Raw genomic sequence first — 22,126 nt, forward strand, 5'->3', positions numbered from 1 at the left:
ATATTGGCCGCCATCAGGCACAAAATCCACTTATCCCGCTGTCCAACTTTCCCGAGCCACCTCTGTTTGTCGGCTCCACCGGCCCCGAACCACCAGTCTGCTCCTCAATGTACTGATCGATTTGATCATTCGCCTGTTGCACGGAGTCGTCTGTGTGATCGACGTCGTCGACGATGGTCTGGGCCTTCTCGAAGTCTTCAGTGGTCCAAGTAACGCCGGAACTGATGAAGTCAGTAGTGAACTTGGCCGCCACTTCTGCCTTGTTGTTCAGTGCGTCGATATCATTCTGGTTGGTGCTGCCTCGTGCGGCATTCTCGATTTCGAACAAGACACGGACGCCTGGTTGGCCTTCAGCCATTTCGGTTTCCCAGCGGTCAGCCCAATATTTCAGACCTTCGGCGTCCGGCGTGCGGCCGAACATGTTCTGATAGGCTTCGGTGATATAGGCCTCGATTTCAGCGCGACCGGGATCGGCTTGCTGCTCATAGATCGCCTTTGCCTCTGGGCTCTGGGCGAAGCTGTCAGCGATCTCTTCGAGGAATAGGTCGGCCCCAAACCCGTTTGCTACTGCCTCAGCATATCGGTTCATCCAGTACTGGACACCTTCCGGGTCAGGTGCCCGATTGAAGAAAGATACGTAGAGACGTGCAATCTCGATGCTGACTTCATTGCCCACTTCTGGTTCCCCCATGACCACTCAGTTACCAAGAAGTTAACGCCTGCCACTTACCTGTCAACGAATTCGAATCACTTAAACAGCATCTGAACGGTTCCCGGCCCAGTATTCAGAGCAGATGCAATGGTTTAAACTACAATCACTTTTCAACCGTCAGCGCCGCGCCAACCGCAACTTGGCCTTCTGAAACTGTACCGCGACAGCCCTGCCGCGAACGCCTGATCATGAACTCGCAGCAACTGGCAAGGCTCTGGCCGCGCTAGTGGCTAAACCAGAGCGTGCAGCCGTCGCTCTCGAACATGATCGCAATCTCTAGCGACCAAGCACCGGTCGCATTTGCATAAAACTATCTGAACGTCGCTCTTTGTTACGCAAGTGCGAAGGTGGAGTGTCGCCTGACGGCCGAGGTGACCCGGGCGAGCGAAAAGGTAGGAAATGCAGACCACAAGAACGTTCGGTAAGCGCGGCGCGGCTCCCAGGCGCAACACTGTGCAGCCGAGAACCTCGCCGTTCCCTAGGGCTCCCGCTCACATCGAAGACCCGATATGGAAGAGCCCTGTCTATCAGGCGCTCACTGCAGGAGTTTTGTTCGTCGCTGCTGTCAGTCTCATTACTTAGCCGTTTCGGGAGACGGGGCAGTGGACCACAACCTCAGGAAAAAGTTCAACCAGCGCAAGTGGACCCCTCCGCCGGAGACGGTGGGGACACTCCCGTCCGCTCAGGAGAACTCGGAGCATTTATTCATCGACATCGGCAGCGCGACACTCCTCGCTGGTGTGCCGATAGCTGCTTTCTATCTGATGCTGGTGGTATGAAGGGCGACCCCGCCTTATCTGGAGCCGCCACTGTTTCGACTCACAAACTCGCCGATATTCAGGTAGGTTAGATGATCAGGAGGTGAATAAAGATTGTTGAAAATAGTCATGCCAGAACTGCATGGCAGTCTTCAGCACCTGGTCTAGATCAAACCGACGGCCATCGTCTAGGAGGACGGTGTAGGACGCCGGGTGCTCACTAACGGGACCCTCCGATCCAAAGTGGAACGTGGCACCGACCAGATGTGCTTCCGTCCCCACTAGCTTGCCTCGAGGCCGAGAGAGTCGGTAGTGCTTCGAGAGAGTCGCAATGTCGTGTAGAATTCCGAGCTCTGGACAGTCTGCCTCAAGCTCCTGACGCAATTCAGAGAGCCCTTTTCCCTCGGGGTTCGCGCGAGGATCCTCCGTGATCCAATCAAGCTGGTGCCAAAGCGCTGTGCAGACGTTGAACGCCTCCAGAGCCGCAGGGTGATTGGTGTAGCGGATGTAGTTCGGCCGAACGATCTCCATCCAGTACTGGGCCGCTGACCCTATTCCTAGAATTTCCACCCAAAGCTCCCGTCCAGAAATGCCCAGAACGGTAATACTACACAAAAAGCAGCCCACGTCCCTTGAAGGCTATTCGCCTGCTTAAACACCCTACCCTCGGCAACGCCGGCGGCGAGTGCAGAATGCTCCCAGTTCCACCCGCTGCTGCTTTCTTCGGCAGTGCTCACGTTGCGTGACGTGTTCGGTGGCTCCTCACTCAAATCCCACTCCCAAAGAGAGTCAGCGCCATGGCTACGATGATGCCAAGGCACCCTGCTGCTCCCCATGCCAGTTCGGTGAGGATGTACCGCATGCGCTCCGGAGAGATTGGCGGGGTTCTCATGCCACTCGCTCCCGCTCTGCCCGCTGCCGTGCAGCAATCGCCTTCAGCTGGTCCTTCGATACCGGCGAGCGAGGCCCATCGTGCGTGGCCACACACTTGTGGACAGCCATTAACTCATCGGCGGCGACGGCATAGGTCCGAGGAGGGTTGTGCATCTCCACCAGCACGACCGGCGGCATCGGATCGTCTGCAGTCCAATGCTCGGTCTCTGCCCATCCCTCGGGCAGCGGTGATGCGAGCCGCTTGATAAGGGCCTGCCGATGTGTTTGCCGCGTCAGCTCTGGTTTGCGCCATAGGACCACGTAATCGCCTGGTGCGACCGGCTCGCGAGACGTGAACTGGAAACGGGTACCGTCGGCATAGACCGGCTCCAGACATCGCCCCTCGCCATTGCAGCAGTAGTCCTCCGGAAGATGCTCGAGGCCGAAGGTGTCTCGGTTCGGACCTTCCATGCTGTGCTCGTGCCACAAGGCCTCGATCGGCTCGCCATCCTCATGGCCCAGATAGCCCAACACGCGGCCCAAGAGCTTCGCCTGCAGGTGTTCGGTACGGTAGGGACCATCCACCATGACGATCGGGAATGATCCCTGCGACACATCGTTATGGTGGGCCACGCTGTGCCCACCGCCGGCGGGACCAACGAACCACTCGTCGCGGATGATGCGGACACCAATCATGGTCGGCCGGCTGAACTCGTTCCACTGGACCAGAAAGTCAGCATCGGCAGCCGGCGTCGTGTCGTCTGGATCCACGATGACGAACATGCCCATGCGGTATGCGCTGCCTTGGTGGTGACGGCGGACCTGCACTGCACGGCATCCATCCGGAATTACGGTGAAGCGGCGCAGCGCTGTTGAGGCCTGTTGCTGAGGGATGACGGGGTTCATGACTCGCTCCCTCCTCACCAATGCTTTTCGAGATAAGCCAGCGCGGCGGCGAGCATGGCGTCGAGCGAGTCCGAGCCGGCGAACTTCGCCGCCTCCTCCACTGCCAGCCGGAGCGCGGCCATCGCACCGAACCGGGTCACGGCGGGCTTGTCCCAGGTCTCCAGAACTCGCAAGGCAGGACCGTAGCTCTTTTCTACGTAGGCAGCGGCTCCCTCTTCATCGTCAGGAGCATTGTCGCGATAGTCGCGCATGCCTGCTTCATAGGCCCTGATGGCATCAATGATGGGGTCACGATATCGGCCGACCTGCTCGAAGCTGACGGGACAACCACTGTCCTTGGACGGGTAAATGTGGGCCTTCCACAGACCGGGCTCTCCGTCGAAACCGATGTCGACCATCCACTCGTCCATGGCCTCGGACAGCTCTTGAGCGAGGCGGTTTACCCGCTGGACGGCGTATTCCTCCTTGGGTGACGCTTCCTCATTGTCGAGACGGTCAGCAACTGCAGGAGTGGCAGCGATAGCCACGATGGCGGGGGATGCCGCGAGAAGGGCGCGGCGTGTAATTCCGGGCTCGACCGTGCGACCACCGTCGCGCTTGCCTAATAAGCCGGGGCGAATGTCGTCATTTGTCGTCATTTTGCTGTTCTCCTGTGAGGCGGGTTGAGCGTCCATTTGGGCGCGAAGGGTCGATGCGAGGCCGGACGGTGCCCGGGCTGCTTTGATTTCATGATTGATTAAATTCAGACGGTGGCGAGCGCAGCGCCGTGGGTGGGGGCCGGTTTTGGCCTCCGGGGCAGTACGGGCAGGCTTTGCCCGTCGTCACGTTCTCCCCGCGCTAGGAACGCTGCACTGCGGGGTCGCGGGCGATGGTGGAGAGGCGGATATCTCGTTCCATGGTCCTGCCCCTCACGCTGCGATCTGGGCCAGCTCGACCGACAGCTGCCGGTGGCGGTTCCAGTCGGTAAAGTCGCCCATGTCCATCCACTGCAGCTCGGCGGCGATCTCGGCGACACGAGTGGCCTTTACGGGGTCGGTGATGGCAGGCTTGGCGCGAGCCGGGGCAGCTGGAGCAGCTGGCTTCGGCATATCAGCGCGGGCATTGGCCCAGGCCATGCGCAGTTCGTAGGCGAAGCGCTCTCGGTTGAATCTGGCCTCGCGCATAGTGCGGGCCATCTTGCGGTAGCCAGCCCAGGCATTGATCATCACGTCGCGGGCGCTGATTTTCGGCATGCCTTCGACGGCGGCCGGAGTCGTGGTGCTCGGCATCGGTCTGTTTCCGGTTGCTGTGTTATGCTTACAAGTGTAGTTATAGATACACGTGTAGTGATCGTCAAGCGTTTTCGCTACACTTATATTCAAAATGGAGCGTTTTTAGTGACCGATCTCACGCCAGAGGCCAACCGGGCGGCTCGTGCCATCCTCAAATGGTCAGTTCGCGACCTCGCTGACAATGCCGGCATAGCCTTCTCGACGGTCCACCGCTTTGAGACGACAGGCATCGCTACCGACACAACCAGAGCCAAAATCATCGCGGCCTACGCTGCTCGGCAGGTCGAGATCATCGACCAGGGCGGGACTGGTGCAATGTTGGTGGTCGCGAAGGGGCAGGAAGGCTAGGAGCCGTTGGGCTCGGGAATCCCTGAAGCGAATAGCGAGACATGAAGCCGAAGCATCTTCGCATCTCCCAGGCGCGGCGCTATGGGAGATGATCTTGCCGATGGTATGAGCACCTCACCCTCTTTATCCGGTGAGGTCGTACCTACCGAATACCGACCATGTAGTTTCGGAAAGCGGCGCCGAGGGCGAACAGTAGAGACCCAAGAACCACTCCGCCTCCTATCGAACCGATCCAAAATCCAAGAGGCGCATTCCGGCCATCCAAGATCGAGGTGCCCACCACATAAAGAGGAGCGAGGAAGGCCCCATATAATGCTGCTCTTTTAAGGCTCCAGGCAGTAGTGGCCTTCACAGTATCCTCCAGTGCCGGGCGGCAGACGCCTGCTGGCATAGCTAATCGACCCAGCTTTCAACTACTTCCAAGAACATTCGGTCCCCGGCTTCGCCCTTCTGGAGCGTCAACAGCGCGTTGCGCCCGCTCTCCATAACGAGAGCCAGGTCATAGAACGACTCGGTCAGCAGAATGGAATTGTCTGTTATGTGAGCCTCGTCGCCTGAAAGAGCGAACAGGAAAGCGTTGTCTCTAGTTTTCGCCGACGCTCCAACGAGTGGCTCTCCCACTGCGAACGCAGTGTTCTTGGCGAGCATTCCCGGTAGGGCACTGATGTTGTCTCGCGGGCCAGCGCCACCCAAGTGAAACTTAACATCGACAACAACAGCCGCAGGAAGCGAGGTGTCGGTGTTCTTGCGCCAAGTGAGCTTTGCATCAATGGTGGTATCACCATCGGCTACCGTGGCCTCAGCGACAACAATCCAATTGCCTTGCTCGTCTGTGGTCTTAGTCCACCAAACAGTTCCGATGTACGGCTCAGGCGCGTTCGAGGTCAGGAGGTACGCGGTAGCAAGAATGGGAAAGTTGCCCTCTTCCATTTGGTCGCTGTCGTCGGCAGCATCCGGCACTGGCGCATCAAACCAAGGTCCTGAACCGCCAGCATCGGGAGGACTGGCTGCTGATGGCATCGTAACCTCAGCGGCGGTGTCTATCTCTCTTCCACGAGAGAGCCCAACCTGTGCTGCCTCCTTGCTGGTGTAAATGCGCATGCTCTCCGGTGGAGTACGCAACATCTCTGAGATGACGCTGGCCGGCACTTCGAATTGCGAAAGTGTGTCGAGCATGTCGCCAATGGAAACCTGCACGGAATACAGGTCGCGACTCTCGTTGGATATCTGGTGCACCCCGAGCTCTCCCTCAGTCAGACGGTTTTTCCCCGCTAAGAAGATGAAGGCACAAGCCGAATAGCAGCCGCTCTCGGGAGCGATGTAGGTATCCATATTGCGGTCGAACACCTCTTGCGCGAGCAAGAGACCGGCCGTGACATCGCCGCCATTGCTGTGCAGACCAAGTGTCTGGAGGTCAGGGAACCGGCGGGTCGCCCGGCGAAAGTCGATAGGTGCGTTGTGTTGAATATCACCAGCAAGAACGATTATTTCAGGCTGTTGATCGTCCACCACGAAGGCGCCAAACTGATGCATTTCGGCAAGAGCAGGCGCTGAGCACAGCGTGTAGAGCAGCAACACCGTTCGCAGTGACTTCGACAACATACTCGCCCCCCGGTCTCGGAAGTTACATTTGCTAGCGGCCTCTGCCAAGGCTCAGCAGCTCACCCGTCGGACCGACCAACGCGCCATGTGTCAGCCAAGAATGCTTCGCCCGCTGCAACTGCATGGATCATCCTCCCCTCCGATAAGGCTGGTAGGGGAGGGCAACGCTGGCCGACAGGTCAACCCAGCACCTCGATGCCAATGTCGGCCCACCCACGGCGCTGCGCTCGCAAATGCCCCGCGATGTAAGCAGGTTACGCAGGCCATTCTCGAAGCTCCCGGCGAATTCATGCAACATGAAATGCAACATGGATGCACTCTGGAGCTCTTGGTTCCGGAGTTGTGCGCACTAGCCTTGCAGTGCACCCCGCCGGAAAGTACCCTCCGGCTGGTGCTAGGGGACCCGATGAAGCTAATCACTTTGACTTTCGCGCTGCTTACGGTGAGCTGCACACCAGCTTTTGCCTGGATTTGCTCAGAGCCATCCAGCCCATATTGTGCGGATAGCTACGGACCATTCTCTGACGGATATGACTTCGAGAACTGCAAGCGAGAGATGGAGGACTATGGCGAAGAGGTCGAGCAATACCTCGACTGCCTTAGCACCAATTCGCAAGCCGCTATCGACGAGTACAATGATGCCGTGGAGGCTTTCAATCGTAGAGCCGGTGGGTACTAGCTACGGTGAGCCACTGGTTCTGTTCCAGGACGGCGATGTGCCGGAGGGGGATGACGGGGCGTGAACCATTGTGATCGAGGAATCGTTGACTTGGTGACATACGACGCGCATATGTTGCTCAACACGGCCGGCCCCTCTGCTTACGCAAGGGTCGGCCTTCTGCTTTCTACTCACCGGCGGACGCGCCGATGACGCAATACACGAAGCCCTACCTACCTGTGCCGGATCAGATCGCGCTCTTACAGAGTCGCGGTATGATTGTTGACGACTTGGATAAGGCATCAGAGTACCTCTCCAGGATTGGGTATTACCGTCTCAGCGGCTATTTCCACCCATTTCGTCAGCGAGGTGTTGATGCAGATGGCAGGCAGATACTGCTAGACACATACCTTCCGGACACCCGGTTTCAGTGGGCCACGGATCTTTATGCCTTCGATAAGGGCCTGAGACTGCAGCTCCTCGACGTGCTGGAGCGGGTAGAGATTTTCGTCAGGACCGCCATAGCCCTTCAAATAGGACGATATGATCCTTGGGCGCACCGGTTACCCAATATTCTCGATCCGAGCTTCACGAGCATAAATCCACGCTCAGGCAAGGTCCCGCATACCGACTGGTTGGCGCGTCTAGACAACAAGGCCGTTGGTTCAAAGGAAGAGTTTGCAGTTCATTTCAGAAGTAAGTACTCGACTTCACATATGCCGGTGTGGGTAGCCGTGGAGCTCCTCGACTTTGGACCACTGTCGATTTTTTTGAGCGGGATGAAGGGGAGAGACATCAAGGCAGTGGCCAGTAGCTGCGACGTTCCGCGGTGGGACGTCTTCGCGACCTGGGTGCGATCGCTTCCGGTAGTGCGAAACGCTTGTGCGCACCATGCCCGGGTCTGGAACAAGCCCTTAGTGGATCAGCCGCGCCTCCCACCCAAAGGGCTCATGCCGATGTTGGATCATGTTGCTACGTCTCCATACTCCAACAAGCGATTATACGCGGCCTGCGCAGTCGCGCGGTATCTTCTGCTCAAGATCAATCCACGCACCCAATGGTCTGACCGTCTCAAGGCTCATCTAACTACCTTTCCCACAAACACGTACATCTCACCAAAGACCATGGGCTTCCCAGATCGGTGGGAGGATCTAGATCTGTGGAAGTAGGTCACGTCTCGCGCGTACTGCCCTGAATAGAGATCTGGAGCCCAGCTGTCGGAGGGCCTTGATCACTTAGGTGTAACGGGTTGGTTCCCGGCGCCGTTCACCCTGTTCCACGAGCTGGTGGGACGCCAATCCCACTCTGCCGGTATGTTGCTGTGCAGGAGGTGAGAGCAATGGCGTTCGTGCACGGCATTCGGCAGCGAAGGGCAAGGCGATGGAGGCTGCTCCTTGTGTTGCTCGCTGCAGTAGCGGTGGTGGTGTTTGTGCTCGCTCCGCGCCTATAATGGCACTGAGGAGGGTCCCCATGGCTCGCGTGCCGAACACCGAGAGCATTTCGCACCTGATAGGCGGTGACGAGGTGGTGTTGCCGCCGGCGACAGGACCAGAGGCCAAGCGCGTACTGGCCGACATTGATCGGCAGGTAGCGGAGATAGAGCGTAAGCTGATGGCGAAGGCACAACAATGAGCGCTTTGCCATATGGGTGAGTTCGCCGACAGCTATTTGGGGAGGCTGCGCGCTGCCGTCGGAACCCAGCTTCTGCTTGTACCTGGAGTGCGTATTGTTCTGGAGAATGCAGCGGGCGAGGTGCTGTTAGACCTGCGGGCTGACAACAATCTGTGGGCACTCCCCGGTGGCGCTTGCGAGCCTGGCGAAGCTGCAATGTCGTCAATCGCCCGTGAGGTTCTGGAAGAAGCGGGGGTAACTCTTGAAGATGCCACGCCGTTCGGCTTCGCGAGTGATCCTCATTGGGAGCTAAACAACTATCCTAACGGAGACACGAGCCAGAACTTCTGCCTCATGTTCACCAGCACGAGCTTTTCAGGCAGCCCGCGCCCGGTTGATGGGGAGGCGAAGGAGTATCTCTGGTGCGCCCCGGAGAAGCTGCCTGCGCAGATGGTGCCACATCACCGCCGATCAGTGGAGGCGTGGTTGCGGTGGAAGGAAGGTGGCGGATTTCAGCTTATTTGAGCGGTAGAATGCAAAGTCGAAGTGTCCTGCAAAGCGCGACTTGTTCTCGCCAGATGAACAGGAGCGCAAGCACTATGTTGATACAACTGCGCGTAGGCGCCTGTGCGCTGCTCATGTCTGTCCTACCGGCTGCCGCCCAGCAGCCGCAGCTCGACATGTGCAACGGTCGACCAAACACCTCTGACAAGACCTGCCTAGTGGACGGAGACACGCTCTGGCTCCATGGCGAGAACATTCGGCTCAAGGACTTCGATACGCCAGAGCCGCAAAGCAGCATCTGTGGCGGTGATCAGGAGAAGGCACTGGCCTCGATGGCAAGCATGCGGATGCTGGAGTTGCTCAACGGTAACGACTGGACGATTGAGTACTTCGGCTACGACAGCACCAGCAGCAGGCGCCGCCTGGCCACGATCCGCATAGGTGGAGAGGACGTCGGGGACATCCTGATCAATGAGCGCTTAGCGCGCCGCTGGCCGGATGGTGAAGAGTGGTGGTGCAACTGAGTATAGAGGCGTGGTGCCTCTTCGGGGGGATCATCCTAGCGCTTGTGCACCTCAGTGCCGCGTCGTTTGCCTTCAAAGCCCAAGTGGGAAACCGCTATACGGTTGGCGCACGTGACGAGGGGCTGAAGCCCGAGGGCTTGGCTGGGCGCCTTGACCGAGCGCAACGAAACTTTAACGAGACTTTCCCAGCGTTTGCAGCTGCGGTGCTATTGCTGCTTCACCTGCAGAGCGAGGGCACGTTTAGCGCTGTTGGCGCCGCGCTCTACCTTGGAGGAAGAATCCTGTACCTACCGCTCTACGCCGCGGGCGTGCCGTGGCTGCGGACTTTCAGCTGGAACTTTGCCACGCTTGGCTTGGTAATGGTTGCTGTTGATACTCTGATGTAGGGAGCGTCAATGAATGAGCCGCGTCAGCACCGCTCTCTGTGGCGGGAAGAATGAGCGCGCTGTTGGAACTGGAGGGGCTGGATTGAGAAAGTCGCGCGCCCGTCCGCCATTGCCGCCTGTACCGCCGCCTCCCGGCACCACGACTTGGGTCGAAGCCCTGCGGGCGCTCCACACTGCGAAAGCCAGTGAGGAGGTGGGCGGGCCGCACCACAGGCTGAACCTTTCCGGACCGTTGACGACGCGCCCGCCACGTAAGCGGCGAAGGCCGGTCGAGAGCATTTCCTGAGGATTGGTGACGCTACCGGGCCGGAATTCTTTGGGAGGGCATTCGGAGCGGTAGCGCCGGGTGACAATCTGCACCTGCACGGTTAACCATCGATTAAAGGGAACGGAGACGTGATCGATGTGCGGACGCTTCACCAATGAGATGACCTGGGAGCAGATCCACGCGCTCTACAAGCTCTCCGACAGCATGTTCCCGGTGAAGTCGAACCTGCAGCCTCGGTACACCATCGCCCCGACCCAGTCCGTCCACTTCGTCCACATGAACAAACAGGGCAACCTTGAGCTCGATGAGGGCCGTTGGTGGCTGGTGCCGTGGTTCGCCAAGGAGTTGCCCACGGCGGCCATGTTCAACGCTCGCATCGAGACCGTCGACACCTCGGGTGCTTTCCGGGAGGGCTTCAAGTCACGGCGCTGCCTGATCCCTGCCGACGGCTACTTCGAGTGGACCAAAGGCCAGGACGGCGGCAAGGATCCGTGGCTGCTACAGCTGCCGGAAGCGCAGCCGTTCAGTTTCGCCGGCATATGGGCCCGCAACGACAATCTGGGGATCACCAGCTGCACCATCATCACGGCGCCGGCCGTGCCGGAGATTGCCGAGATCCACACGCGCATGCCGGTGATCGTTGAGCCGCATGCTCACAAGGACTGGCTCGACACCTCTATTCAGGGGAATGACGCCAAAGCCGTGCTGCTGGACAACCAGGTCGACAGCTACCTGCAGTTCCACCGGGTCGGCCGATCGGTCAACAACAGCCGGTACGAAGGCACTGACACCAAGAAGCCGCTGGTGAACTCGCTTTAATTGATCGGGGTCAAAGCGCCGCGGCAGGCAGCGGCGTAGAAAAAGGTCACGGGCCGGCGTGAGCCGGGCTGGGGGACCTGCGTCCACAAGCACTCCAGCGAGGTGGTTCGCGCCGTCTCCCCGCCTCCCCAAGTGCCTAGCTACGCCTCACTGGTGAAGTCGGATCATAGGATTACTCGATCATTCCTCTGTTCCTCGGCGGAAGAAAGCTGGACAACTAACATTTGTTAATAGACTAAGGGGCGGTCCGCCCAAAGGCGCCAGGTGCCAATGAACCCCGTAGTCGTGCTAATCGCCGAAGACGAAGAATTGCTGTCCTACACCTTGAGCGAGGCGTTCATCGATGCCGGCTACGACGTGGAGGTCGCACACAACGGGGCCGACGCCATTGCTCTGCTAGAGAGGGAGCATCAACGCGTGAAGGCGGTCCTTGCCGACATCCGAATGGCCGGTAAACTCACTGGATGGGACGTCGGGCACCGCGCCCGTGAGCTCTCGCCGACCGTGGCCGTAGTTTACATGAGCGGCGACAGTGCCAACGAGTGGCCAGCCAAGGGCGTGCCGAACAGCATCATGCTGGCGAAGCCGTTCGCCTTGGATCAACCGGTCACTGCTGTTTCGACCCTCTTGAACCATGTGCCGCCGACCGCCCAATAATCTGAAGGCCCCGACCTTGGAGTGAGTCGAGGCCTTCGTTTTCGCAGTCTGGCGGCCTGCAGCCGCTCTAATCCATGGCACCAGATTTCGGTTCCACCTTCGACAGCGGCCCGTAGTACTCATCCCTCCAGAGTTGTATGCGCCGCTCGCCCGCAGGTCGCCTGATCAGTGTGTGGCCGACGTCATCGGAGTTGGCGTAGCGCTCTCGCACCCGGAAGAAATTCGGGCTGCCACAGTTCGGGCACCGGGGCCCGAAGAGTTCCTCGACGAACAGGTCCGGTGCGTAGCCGCACTCGAGGAGGTCGCTGGCTAGGTAGTGACGAGATCGCCGGCACAGCTTGCATCGGGCGACGATCAGCATCTGGGCAGCAGCGGCCTGGTGCAGCTTGGTCCGGTAGTTGAGGCCCGACCTGGGCGTCTTGCTCACGCGCGCTGCTTGCCGTTGGCGGCAACAAGCTCGTTTTCGGTCATCTGGGGCGTTTGCGCGTCATGCCGGCTGAGCAATCGCCGCGGTTCGCCGGTCTAGCACCGCCAACGCAAGCGTGCCAACCAGTGCAAGCACAAGGAACGCGACTCCCATCAGCGGCAGCGCGCCATAGCCCCAACCGGTAGCGATGGCGGCGCCACCAATGGCGGCCCCCGCTGCGATGCCGATGTTGAATGCGGACGAGATCAGCGTCGAGGCGAAGTTGGGAGCCTCTTGCGCTTCTTTGAGGATGCGGGCCTGGACCGGGGCGGGGAAGCCGAATCCGACCAGCCACGCGAGGCAGAGCATGGCAATCAGTGGCCAAGTCTGGGTGACAACCATCGCCATCGCGAGCACGAGGACGATGAAAAGCGCGAGGATACCGATCATCGTCGGCGTCGATTTCCAATCGCCCAGCCGGCCGCCAATGAGGTTGCCGAAGAAGCCGGCAAGGCCCATTCCGAACAGCACCCACGGGACCTGCCCGATGGGCATCCCGCCTGCGGTGGTCAAGATCGGAACGAGGTAGGCGAAGAAGGAAAAGACGCCGGTCGTGAAAAGCCCGATGATGCCATAGCAGAGGAGCACGGCCGGCCGCGACGCGGCCCGCAATTCGGCAGCGAAGCTGTCGGCTCGGCGTTCCGCTTCACGCAACCTGGGGATCAGGACGAACAGGGCGACGCCGGCGACCACGCCCGCGACGGCGATGAGCCAGAAGGTCGTGCGCCAGCCATAGGCGTTCCCAATCGCCGTCCCCAGCGGGATGCCCAGGACCGCGGATAGCGTCACACCGGCGACAATGAGCGAGACAGCAGAATTCTGGCGATTCGAGGGAGCTAGGCGCGTCGCAATGACCATGGCGACCCCGAAGAAAAGGCCGTGACAGGAGGCAACGAGCAGTCTTGCCGCGAGCATCATCCAGAAGCTGTCCGAGACGGCGCAAAGTGCGGTCGCCGCGACGAAGACCGCCATGACCCCCATCAACAGGAATCGCCGTGACAGGCCAGTGGTGATCAGCGAAAGAATTGGCGCGGCGACGGCGACGCCTAAAGCGTAGCCGGTGATGAGTAGGCCGGCGGTCGGGATATCAACGGAGAAATCAGCCGCGAGCGCGGGCAGCACGCCGGCAACGATCAGCTCGGACGTGCCGACGGCAAAGGTTGCCAGGAAAAGCGCGATTATCGGAACCATCCAGTTCCGCGCAGTCGTGACGTCCGCCATGAGGCGCCCCCCGTGCCTACATCTGTCGCGCGGGAAACATATCCGAAGTCCTCGTCACTTGCTAGGATGGCGACAGACGGGTTCACGCCCCGCCGCTCCGAGAACTCCGTGGCGTGTTCAATGGGTGAGAAGTTCTCCCACCCATTGAAAGTCCTGTCGCTTAGGCCACAGCGCCTCGGTAGCGGGCCAACTTCGACCGGGCATTTTCCTGGCGAGCGACGTGGGCCAGTTCAGAATCGACCACTCGGCGGCCAACAGGCCAGAAGGAGATACCCGCCAGTTTGAACGCCTGCAATCCGAGTGGAATCCCGATGATCGTGAGGCAACAAAGCACTCCCGCTACCAGATAGCTTACGAACAGCAAGGCGCCGAACGTGCAAGCCCAAACGACGTTCGCGATGAAGCCGACTGTCCCTGTCACGGCCGTCAAAGGCGTTACACCTTGAGCATCCAGCTCACGGATGTGAACCACGTCCTTGCCGAACGGCCATGCAGACAGCCGGGCCATCTGAAGCGCGGCGATTGTGAGAGGAATCCCCACAATCGATATCGCGAAGACCGCAGCCCCAACCAGCCAGAACAAGGCGATGTACCAACCACCCAAGACAAACCAAATCACGTTGCCAGCAAATCTCATTATCATTCCCCCAAACGCCAAGCTCAGCGCACCTTCTACTTAGCAGATCGCAACAGGATGGCCAATTTGGCAATCGCTGACAGTTACTGATTTCAGTTGCGTGATCACATCTGGCAGCGACCGTCCATCTCACCCGTCCAGTAGGGCGACGATTAGGTCGTCATCGGTCGCCTTTCCCAAGAGCGCAGCGCAAAGGGCTGGCAGCTCCATGCCTCGGCTGGTGCCTTCTCTCGCCAGCTTCGTGCGATGCTTTGCACTCATTGCTACGTCGACCAAAGCAAGGCCCGGATGCAATAGCACTGGCGAGATGCCAAGCTGTTGCCAAGCGAGCTCGATCTGCGGCGGTGTGACTTCGTTGGCCACCTCGATCGCGATCTGCTCTGCGGTCATTCCCCGTGCGGTAAGCATCCCGATCTGAGCGACTAGTCTATTGCGTTGCTTGTTCGCTTGAGCGGCTTTGGATGCGGGCATGCTGATGGCGCCTAAACTTCAGGTGTCGAGCACGGCTCCGAACAGCCCATCCCGGCAGATCGTCTCTGCCATCCTTGCCACCAGTTCGGGCAGATCGATGCCGCGGCGCGAAGCCTCGGCGGCCAGCGTGGTGCGGAATTTGGCCGCCAGGGGCACCGGCACATCGGCATACGTATGCCGGCGATCGGTGCCCTTGGCCGATATGCCCCAGTGCAGCGCCATGCTAGCCACTTGGTTCTGTTTGGTTCCGTCACTGAGCTCGGTTGCGATGGCGGTGCAGGAGTAACCCTTGGCGAGGAGGAAAGCGACCTTGGCGACCTTACGGTTCGGCCACACGTCGGAGTAGAGCGGGGCACCAACACGAGGTGCCAGTTCAACTGCTGAGTCCATACGAACGCTCCTTCTGTTCAACCTGGTGATGGCGGCCATTCCACCGGACGGGCCTGGTCCCCGTTACTGCAGGGACATTCCGGCATAGTGGGCTGCTGGATCGTCCGAGAGCCAGCGGTCGAAGGCGGCAGCCACCCTTAGCACTTGGGCCCACTCCTGGAGCCACATGACGCAATCGGCTGACGCGAGCGGTCCCGGCCGTGGATCGGGTGTCTTGAACCCATAGCTCCGGACCAGGTTGCCGGCCTGTCCCAGTTCAGCGCCCAGGCCGATGAGGGCGCCAGGGGCGATGAGTGGACCGACGTCCTCTTTCGCCATCAGGTAGGCGAACTCTTCCAGGCGATGAGCAAGGTTGTGCATCAGGACCGCACGATGCGACGGAGTTGGTGCCGACGGCACGACTTCTGTGTCCTGTTCCAGATCGTGGTGGAGGTCGGTTTCTGGTGCCATCGTACTGTCCGCCCGCTCAGAGTTTTAGTTCAGCCCACCCAGGCTGCCTGGGCTCGCATAGCGCCTCCGCTACCGGTAGTTGCGCTCGTAATAGGCTCCGCCGTCCGACCCGTAGATGGTGTCATCACTGCCCCAACTAGTGTCTTCAGACGAGCGGGTGTCTTGGCTTGTTGCTTCTTTCCACGCTTGCGAGTTCTGCGTGATGGAGTTCAGCAATCCGTTGTGGCCCTGGGTGACGCGACCGCCATTGGCAGCAGTGCCGAGATTGGCGCCGACGGGTGCGACACGCCGCCCGATGTTCTCTCCGCCCAAGGCGTTGAGAATCCCGATCCCCGGAACCTGGCTGAGAAGCGCGGCAAGCGCCTGCTCCATCAGGTTCTGTTCCTCCTGGGCTACTCGATTGCCCATAGGCAGGGGAGCGACAGGGATCACAGGAAGCATGTCTGGGCCTCCCATGCCGAAGTTCGGCCGGGCAAACGGTACTGGTGCGACCCGAGGGGGTTTCACGTCCAACTGAGTTGCCACGTCAGTCGGTCGCATTCCGGCCGGCATCGGTACGGGGGCAACCCTCGGCACACTTGCGACCCGCGTTCTTGTCGGCGGCTGATAGGGGACTGGAGCGGCATTGCCGTTGATGTCAGTGCCGATATTGGCAACGCGCTGCGGCGTCACCGTTCCCTCGAGGCCAGGCATACCGCCGACTGCAGACGGCATGTTCGGCGTCAGCCGAGTGCTGGTGCGGAGCTGGTAGGCATAGTCGTCCAGAACCGAGCCGCCGCCAGTGCGTCTGCGTGGAGCAGTGAGGTCGGGCACCTGAGGCTTGGTACCGCGACTCCCACCCTGGTCAGAAAGCGCCGTCTGCAACACTGTGTCCTGCTGCGGTAGAGCGGCCCTAGTTCTAGCAATGACGGAATCCGCAATCGGCTTGGGGTTGGGTGCCTGTGCTGTTCGTGCTGGCGGGATATCAGGCAGACGTTGCGGATGCCGATCGAGCAATGCCTCGCGAAGCTCGAAGTCTGTCGAGCGCCACGTTGACAGGTGCGGAGACTGCTGGGCTGGAACTGGAGCCGAATTGCCAGCACTCCCGCTGCGCCGCCCCGTCCCATCCTGACCAGCATAGCTCTGCTGCCCGCCTGTGGGCATGGGTGGAACGCGGGGAAGCTCGCGGGAGCCCTCCTGTGCCGCATAGGACTGAGACCGCCCTGTGCCCATTGCAGGAGCCTCAGGAACGACTACGCGCCGATCACCACCGTCTTGTCCGGCATAGCTGTGTGCGCGTCCGGTAGGAGGTGTAAGAGCTCGGCGCCGCGCCAGCGAAGCGGATTGCGTTGCCGGCGCTGGAGGAGCGCTGCGGAAACCGTCTTGAGCGGCGTAGGACTGCCGACCGCCCGTTGTCATTGGTGGCACCTCGACCTTGCGGCCGACAGGCCAGATGTCCTTAGCCATTTCCCCGCCGAAGACGATCTCGACGGGGTCGACAATGCCGCTACCGTCTGTGCGGAGATGCGGCGTGGCCCTGATGCGTTCGGTCAGCGAGAGATCGGCAGCGCGCGGCTGAGATGCCGCCCGGCGAGGATTGGCAGCATCAACGGCAGCCATGCTGTCTGCGACAAGGGTGCGTGATGCTATGTCAGGGCGCCTGCGAGGTAAGTCCGGCGCCTCGTCGTCCAGCAGGCTGCGCGGCGTTGCAGTGACCTGCACGCGCTTGACTGCTTGGGTCAGTGCTGGTGGCATGTCGGCGTAGGCCATTTCGGGCTGAGCCTGTGACCGCGTCCCCGTGGCACTTTCAATCGCTGCGACAGCCTCGCTCGAGAGACGAGAGCGGAGAGCCGCGGGCATCATCACAGGGATGGGCGCGGCGTCGGCAACGGCCGTGGACGTGGAAGGGAAGCGCTTGGCAACAGTATTGCCCTTGTGCACCCACTGGTTGGCGAACTGGCCTGCTGTCTGTTTCGTGTTGCCGCCGTTCTGCGTGATGACCGCATTGGCGCGGTCGCCGTGCAGGCTTCGCAGAACTTCGATCGCCGGCCTGTCGGGGTTCCGCAACAGCGCTGTAGCACCGGCCAGGCCTTGTTGATGCGACAAATAAATCTCGCCGGCTGTCGGAGCGCGACCCAGCACCCCGGCCAGCACTCGACCGTTTCGGGCCGCCATGCGAGCCGCAGCATCTGCCTGTGCAACAGGGTCGTTGCGCCTGGAGCCATTGAGACCATAATCCCCCGCTGTGGCATCGGTGAACTGAAAGAGGCCCGATGCACTTGACCATGGGTTCTCAGCACCCGGGCGCATGTTGCTCTCGATCTGGGCGATGGCGAGCAGCGTTTCGGCCGGAACGCCGTAGCGGGCAGCCGCTGTCTCGATGATGTCGACTACATCAGCCATTCAAAGGCTCCCTCGTGTGGACCAGTCCATTATTGAGCCTCTGGCTCATGGAGCGAGCTGGCTGTTGCCAGTGCCGCCCGCCGATACATCTGGGCAAGGTTGAGCCCGACCTTGGGCATCTGCTCCGGCTTAGCCTTGAGCATCAGCACGCGAGCTCGTTCTGGGTTTAGCAAGGCATCGGCGACCAGGTCATCCACACTGTCGAGCCCTGCTTGCCGGGCCGCATTGAGGAGGATTGCCCCGACTGCGGCGCCTGTCCCGATGAAGTTGCCCAAGAAGAAGGAGACCATGCCAGCCCCGGCCGTGCCGCTCACAACCGCCCTGCCCAGGAGCGACGGTATCTTGTCGGCGAACTTGGCCTTGAGCAGATCCTGCGCAGTTCCTGGAGAACCGGGCACCTTGATGGAGGCGATCGAGCGATTGGCCTGGTGAATGCTCTCTGCCACCCCTTCCAGCATCGAGAGGTCATTATCAGCGAAGCCTGCCGCCTTCAGCGCTGGCTTGTTGGTCTTCACGAAGGTCTGGAATTGATCAGCCCGTATGAGGTTCTGCTGACTGGTCCCAGCTTCCGTGTTCGAGATGAACTTGGTCATCACATGGTCGACCACGGCCTGCTTGAGCCCCGCCTTGGCGTCGGCGTCGTCACCGACTGCCTGTCGCAGCGTCTGCACCTGGCGAACACTGTCAGGCTTGCCGAACATGCCGCCCACGGTTCGGACGATGTCCTCCGGATCATCAAGATTGAGCAGCTTGCCCAAGGAGGACCGCTGCCGCTCTGCCGTGGCCTGACGTTGAGTTTTGGCGACCTCCTGTGCGAACTTGGAAGCCTTCTCTGCCGATGAAAGGGCTTCATTCAGCTTGGGCAATTCACTAAGCGCGTCGGCATGGCTCCGGCGGAAGGCCGCGAGCTTCAGCGGATCGAAGGTGGCGTCTTCCCGCATTGCCGCTGCTCGGACGCGATTGACGGCATAGTCGTTGAGGAGGGGGATGGCGCGCTCGTCGCCTACCGCCTGCCGGAAGGTCCGGATGTCGTCCTTGGCCTTGGCCCCGGGCTTGAAGATGCGGGCGGGGACCGAAGAGGCTGAGACATTGTAGGGCGCGACCTCCGAGGGGCGCTTGGTCAGTGGACCCAGGGTCTTGTTGTCGAAGGTGCTTGCCCGCTCAGTAGTTGCCTGGCGAGCAGTGCCGAGCCGGTCTAGCGCGGCTTGGTCGAAGTTGGGCTCAAGCTGGGGCTGTTCGAGGACTCGTTCGCTTCCATCTCGTCCGCGCGCTTCTGAGAGGCCCGACCTTGTCGAACCAGATCCAGGTCCCCGAACTGCTTGCCGACCTTCTCCGCCGCCCTGCCAAGTGCTCGGGCTATAAGCGGACTGCTGGGAGGCTTGGTCGGTTGTGCCATAGCGGGCAGTGACTCCGTGAAGAACATCTCCCACGCTAGAAGCTTCGCCGAACAAGCGGGCTTCTGTGGACTGTTGTTCGAGTTCTGAAATAGCAGTTCTCATGAAACTGTTGAAGCGTTCTTGCGACAGCCGTCCCTTTAAGCTCTGGCCGTAAGCCGAACTGAGAACGCCTCTGGCATCGTCCGAGAGCCTTGAGAACGCATCCTGCTGGGCCACGGCGTCCGCGATGGTTATGCCTCGCCGCCGTGCGTCCTGCACCAGCTTGGCGGCTTCCACCAAGGGCTTGGACAGATCGGCACCGGGGTCAATCTGCCCGGCTTTGATGCCAGACTTCAGCTTGGCAACATCGCCGGCGAGGTCGGTGAGTGCTCTTCCAAATGCCTTGATGTTCTCGTCGCCGTTCTCGGTGAGAGCTTCAACGAGCGGGGCATCCTCGTAGGCCGCATGGAGCAGGGCGCCCCGCATGCGCTGTGTGCCTTCCAGGGATAGCCGTCCGTCGGCTGTCGTAAACGCTCCCTCTTCCCCTTGATCGGCCACCGACTTGAGGAAGCCGCGGACAAAGTCCCGATTCTGGGATCCGTCAAGGTCACCACCGCGGTAGAGCGAAAGCTGATCAGGTGTGAGCCGAGAGGCGTCTGTTCTGGCACGTTCGCCAGCCGACATGGTGAGCGTGGTCGGCGCGTTGGCCTCTTGGACGAACCGGCTGCGGGCTTCGGGTGACATCTCCACCGTCCGACGCCGCACCAGCACCGGCTTTGCCAAGCCGGAAGTGTCGAAGCCCTGAGAAGCAAGATACTCGCGATAGGCAGCGGCTTGAGGGCCGTTCTGCTGATAGGCCCGCCTGATGGCCAGCACCCGGGCATTGCCGCTCTCAACCATGCCGTCAGAGCCAATGATTGGTGCCCCTTCCGCAGCCGATGCAGACGGTCCCAGCCGCTCTGGCTGGAGCTCACCGGCTATGCGGGCAATCTGCACATCACTGGCAGCCCGGCTTCTGTCACGTGGCTGAAGACTTGCATCGAAGCGGGGATTTGGTCGGAGGTCGTCCAGTTGGGATGGCACCAGGGCATCGGCATCAACGACCTGGTACTCGACCGGTACCTTCCGTCCCGATGGGGTGTAGACCATCTTGCCTGCCGAGGGCACGGTAACGTCGTTCAGCCTGGCGGTGATCGAATTGGCGGGATCCAAATCTCCTCTGGCGATGGCTTGGTTGTCCTGCACCACCTGGCGGCGGACTGCCTTCTCCATGTCATCGAAGATCGCGCTGCTCATCATCGACATCCGTCGATATGCCGGCGTGCGGCCATTGGTGTTTCGTTCGACGGCCATCGCCGTCTTGAGCCGGGAGTGCAGGGCACTTAGTTCGGAGAAAGGCACTACGTCCTGGTAGCCGCGAGCCAGGTCCAGCACCGCAGCTTCTTCGCCTTCTGGAGCCTTCGCGGATGCCGGTAGCTTAGTGATGATCTCGTCGGCTCGATCTTTGGTGCTGCTGGCCGGTAACGCCAGCGAGCCGTCCGGATCAACGGCCCTCCAGAGGGCGCTCTCGCGCTCCTTGGCGACGGCGCGACCCTCCTCTAGAGCTCCCCGCATCTCGTCGCCTACGATATCGGGCGGGCGCCCCTCGCCAACCGCTGCGGCTCTCGACCGAGCGCCTGCCAGTGCGCCCTCGGTTGCCGTCTCGGCCGCGGCATCTGCCTGGTCGATGTGGGCTCGCACCGCCTTGGCGACTTCAACAGGGTTGCCGCCCGTTTCGAGACCCTTCAGGGCCGTGATGCGGGCTGAGTTCTGCTGTGCGCGGCGCTCAGTGAACTTCTCGGTTTGGCCGGGCTGGTTCATCGCCTTGCGCTCAAGCGCGAGCAGCCCCAGGTCTCCGGTCAACTGGCCCGTTGTTGGCTCGGCCCCTGGCACAGCAGGCGGAGGTGCTGTTTCGATGTCCTCGATCACCTGTCCGCCACTGGTGGCGTTTTCGCGGAGTTGACGGCCAGCGAGCTCTTCCCTGCCTGCGGGCGATAGTGGAGCGGCAAAATCTTGAGCAGCTGATGCGGCCCTACGCGCCGCTGATGGAGCGGCCGTAACTGCCACTGCACCACCACCACCAGCCAAACCACCGACGATCCCAGCCACCGGCTTCAGCGGCTCAGGCGCGGCATCCATGCCGCCTTGAGCACCAGCACCCGCTGCGGCGTTGATGACCTGGTTTCGGACCATGCCCGTCGCTGCTGCATCGGTGCCCAAGGCGGTGCTTGCGGTGTCCACCACCTTTCGAAGTACCGGGCTAGCGGCCTGAGCAGCAGTCTGCACCACCTGAGCGCCTTTGACCGCTAACGCCTCGGGCACAAGGGCCGACCCTATGGCTTCTGCACCGGCACGGGCCAGGCGCTGACCGGTGTCAGCGGGCTCTACAGCGCTCGGAGGCGTGAATCCCAGGTTCTCTTGTGTGCGTTCCCAGCCAATGCGGCTTCCCGGTAGGTCGACGGGAATGTTCGGTATCGGGCGGCCGGCACCGGCGATCTCCAGGCCGGAGTTCGTCGCATTGACGACGCTGTTGCCGAGCCAGACCGGAAGATCAACGGGCGCCCCCAAGGCCATGTTGACGCCGCTATCGAAGCCAGCGCCGATGTTCTCGGCAAGGCCTGTGACTTTGGGGATGGAGGCGGGAATATCAGTCTGGGCAGGAGATGTGGACGGCGCTGGGCTATTTCCCGCGCCAATCAGGCCCCGACGCTTTGCCTCGGCCAACGCCGGCTGGAGATTCGCCGGCAGCTTTCCGCGGCGATCCAGCTCCAGAAGAATTTCAGCTCGAGATGCCATG

The 22,126-nt window shown here is 60.9% G+C and carries 24 protein-coding genes; 10 read left to right on the forward strand and 14 right to left on the reverse strand.

All coding sequences use genetic code 11. The features are described from left to right. Window positions 1–13 precede the first annotated feature (13 nt). Window positions 14–691, reverse strand: a complete 678-nt coding sequence (locus QOV41_RS07465; RefSeq protein ID WP_284580519.1) for a DUF4214 domain-containing protein — start codon at window positions 689–691, stop codon at window positions 14–16. Window positions 692–1,314: 623 nt separating this feature from the next. Between QOV41_RS07465 and QOV41_RS07470 the strand changes: the two genes are divergently transcribed. Next, window positions 1,315–1,491 carry a hypothetical protein gene (locus QOV41_RS07470; RefSeq protein ID WP_284580521.1) on the forward strand — a complete coding sequence of 59 codons (177 nt, stop codon included), beginning with the start codon at window positions 1,315–1,317 and terminating at the stop codon, window positions 1,489–1,491. 745 nt (window positions 1,492–2,236) lie between these two features. Here the strand turns inward: QOV41_RS07470 and QOV41_RS07475 are convergent. From QOV41_RS07475 to QOV41_RS07490, 4 genes are all read right to left on the reverse strand, one after another. Next, entirely contained in the window at window positions 2,237–2,362 is a 126-nt protein-coding gene (locus tag QOV41_RS07475; protein ID WP_284580522.1) for a hypothetical protein, read from the reverse strand. Further along, complete coding sequence (locus tag QOV41_RS07480; protein WP_284580524.1) at window positions 2,359–3,249, reverse strand: hypothetical protein; 891 nt, start codon at window positions 3,247–3,249, stop codon at window positions 2,359–2,361. Before QOV41_RS07480 ends, QOV41_RS07475 begins: the two co-directional genes overlap by 4 nt. A 14-nt stretch (window positions 3,250–3,263) precedes the next feature. Continuing rightward, complete coding sequence (locus QOV41_RS07485) at window positions 3,264–3,887, reverse strand: hypothetical protein (RefSeq protein WP_284580526.1); 624 nt, start codon at window positions 3,885–3,887, stop codon at window positions 3,264–3,266. A gap of 270 nt (window positions 3,888–4,157) precedes the next feature. Then, window positions 4,158–4,517, reverse strand: coding sequence for a hypothetical protein (locus QOV41_RS07490; RefSeq protein WP_284580527.1), 360 nt, complete (start codon window positions 4,515–4,517; stop codon window positions 4,158–4,160). Between the two features lie 108 nt (window positions 4,518–4,625). On the opposite strand from QOV41_RS07490, the gene QOV41_RS07495 reads away from it, so the two are divergent. Beyond that, window positions 4,626–4,868, forward strand: a complete 243-nt coding sequence (locus tag QOV41_RS07495; protein ID WP_284580528.1) for a helix-turn-helix domain-containing protein — start codon at window positions 4,626–4,628, stop codon at window positions 4,866–4,868. Between the two features lie 393 nt (window positions 4,869–5,261). Here the strand turns inward: QOV41_RS07495 and QOV41_RS07500 are convergent, their stop codons facing one another. Further along, the gene (locus QOV41_RS07500) at window positions 5,262–6,443 is read right to left on the reverse strand and encodes a COG3904 family protein (RefSeq protein ID WP_284580529.1); all 1,182 of its coding nucleotides are present in this window, start codon (window positions 6,441–6,443) and stop codon (window positions 5,262–5,264) included. 433 nt (window positions 6,444–6,876) lie between these two features. Here QOV41_RS07500 and QOV41_RS07505 point away from each other — a divergent pair, with 433 nt between their 5' ends. From QOV41_RS07505 to QOV41_RS07540, 8 genes are all read left to right on the forward strand, one after another. Next, a complete protein-coding gene (locus QOV41_RS07505; protein ID WP_284580530.1) occupies window positions 6,877–7,149 on the forward strand; it encodes a hypothetical protein in 273 nt (90 codons plus the stop codon). Between the two features lie 254 nt (window positions 7,150–7,403). Beyond that, complete coding sequence (locus tag QOV41_RS07510) at window positions 7,404–8,297, forward strand: Abi family protein (protein WP_284580532.1); 894 nt, start codon at window positions 7,404–7,406, stop codon at window positions 8,295–8,297. 301 nt (window positions 8,298–8,598) lie between these two features. Beyond that, a complete protein-coding gene (locus QOV41_RS07515; protein ID WP_284580533.1) occupies window positions 8,599–8,760 on the forward strand; it encodes a hypothetical protein in 162 nt (53 codons plus the stop codon). Between the two features lie 12 nt (window positions 8,761–8,772). Beyond that, window positions 8,773–9,264 carry an NUDIX domain-containing protein gene (locus tag QOV41_RS07520; RefSeq protein WP_284580535.1) on the forward strand — a complete coding sequence of 164 codons (492 nt, stop codon included), beginning with the start codon at window positions 8,773–8,775 and terminating at the stop codon, window positions 9,262–9,264. Window positions 9,265–9,338: 74 nt separating this feature from the next. Further along, window positions 9,339–9,767: a thermonuclease family protein gene (locus tag QOV41_RS07525; RefSeq protein WP_284580537.1), complete on the forward strand. Its 429-nt coding sequence runs from the start codon at window positions 9,339–9,341 to the stop codon at window positions 9,765–9,767. Then, window positions 9,758–10,153 carry an MAPEG family protein gene (locus QOV41_RS07530; RefSeq protein WP_284580538.1) on the forward strand — a complete coding sequence of 132 codons (396 nt, stop codon included), beginning with the start codon at window positions 9,758–9,760 and terminating at the stop codon, window positions 10,151–10,153. Before QOV41_RS07525 ends, QOV41_RS07530 begins: the two co-directional genes overlap by 10 nt. 403 nt (window positions 10,154–10,556) lie before the next feature. After that, window positions 10,557–11,240, forward strand: coding sequence for an SOS response-associated peptidase (locus QOV41_RS07535; protein WP_284580539.1), 684 nt, complete (start codon window positions 10,557–10,559; stop codon window positions 11,238–11,240). 270 nt (window positions 11,241–11,510) lie between these two features. Then, complete coding sequence (locus tag QOV41_RS07540; protein WP_284580540.1) at window positions 11,511–11,897, forward strand: response regulator; 387 nt, start codon at window positions 11,511–11,513, stop codon at window positions 11,895–11,897. 67 nt (window positions 11,898–11,964) lie between these two features. On the opposite strand, the gene QOV41_RS07545 is transcribed toward QOV41_RS07540, so the two are convergent. From QOV41_RS07545 to QOV41_RS07580, 8 genes are all read right to left on the reverse strand, one after another. Beyond that, a complete protein-coding gene (locus tag QOV41_RS07545) occupies window positions 11,965–12,324 on the reverse strand; it encodes a hypothetical protein (RefSeq protein WP_284580541.1) in 360 nt (119 codons plus the stop codon). Between the two features lie 60 nt (window positions 12,325–12,384). Next, window positions 12,385–13,584 (reverse strand): MFS transporter, encoded by a 1,200-nt coding sequence (locus QOV41_RS07550; protein WP_284580542.1) that lies wholly within the window; start codon window positions 13,582–13,584, stop codon window positions 12,385–12,387. 160 nt (window positions 13,585–13,744) lie between these two features. Next, window positions 13,745–14,221 (reverse strand): YccF domain-containing protein, encoded by a 477-nt coding sequence (locus tag QOV41_RS07555; protein WP_284580543.1) that lies wholly within the window; start codon window positions 14,219–14,221, stop codon window positions 13,745–13,747. 129 nt (window positions 14,222–14,350) lie between these two features. Further along, window positions 14,351–14,692 carry a hypothetical protein gene (locus tag QOV41_RS07560; RefSeq protein ID WP_284580544.1) on the reverse strand — a complete coding sequence of 114 codons (342 nt, stop codon included), beginning with the start codon at window positions 14,690–14,692 and terminating at the stop codon, window positions 14,351–14,353. 18 nt (window positions 14,693–14,710) lie between these two features. Beyond that, entirely contained in the window at window positions 14,711–15,082 is a 372-nt protein-coding gene (locus tag QOV41_RS07565; protein WP_284580546.1) for a hypothetical protein, read from the reverse strand. Window positions 15,083–15,145: 63 nt separating this feature from the next. Further along, entirely contained in the window at window positions 15,146–15,532 is a 387-nt protein-coding gene (locus QOV41_RS07570) for a hypothetical protein (protein WP_284580547.1), read from the reverse strand. A 69-nt stretch (window positions 15,533–15,601) separates the two neighbouring features. Next, a complete protein-coding gene (locus QOV41_RS07575) occupies window positions 15,602–17,914 on the reverse strand; it encodes a transglycosylase SLT domain-containing protein (RefSeq protein WP_284580548.1) in 2,313 nt (770 codons plus the stop codon). 29 nt (window positions 17,915–17,943) lie between these two features. Beyond that, entirely contained in the window at window positions 17,944–22,125 is a 4,182-nt protein-coding gene (locus tag QOV41_RS07580) for a hypothetical protein (RefSeq protein ID WP_284580549.1), read from the reverse strand. Between the last annotated feature and the right edge of the window lies 1 nt (window position 22,126).

Origin of the sequence: Devosia sp. RR2S18 (assembly GCF_030177755.1) — a bacterium.
In the GTDB taxonomy this organism is placed as follows: Bacteria; Pseudomonadota; Alphaproteobacteria; order Rhizobiales; family Devosiaceae; genus Devosia; species Devosia rhizosphaerae.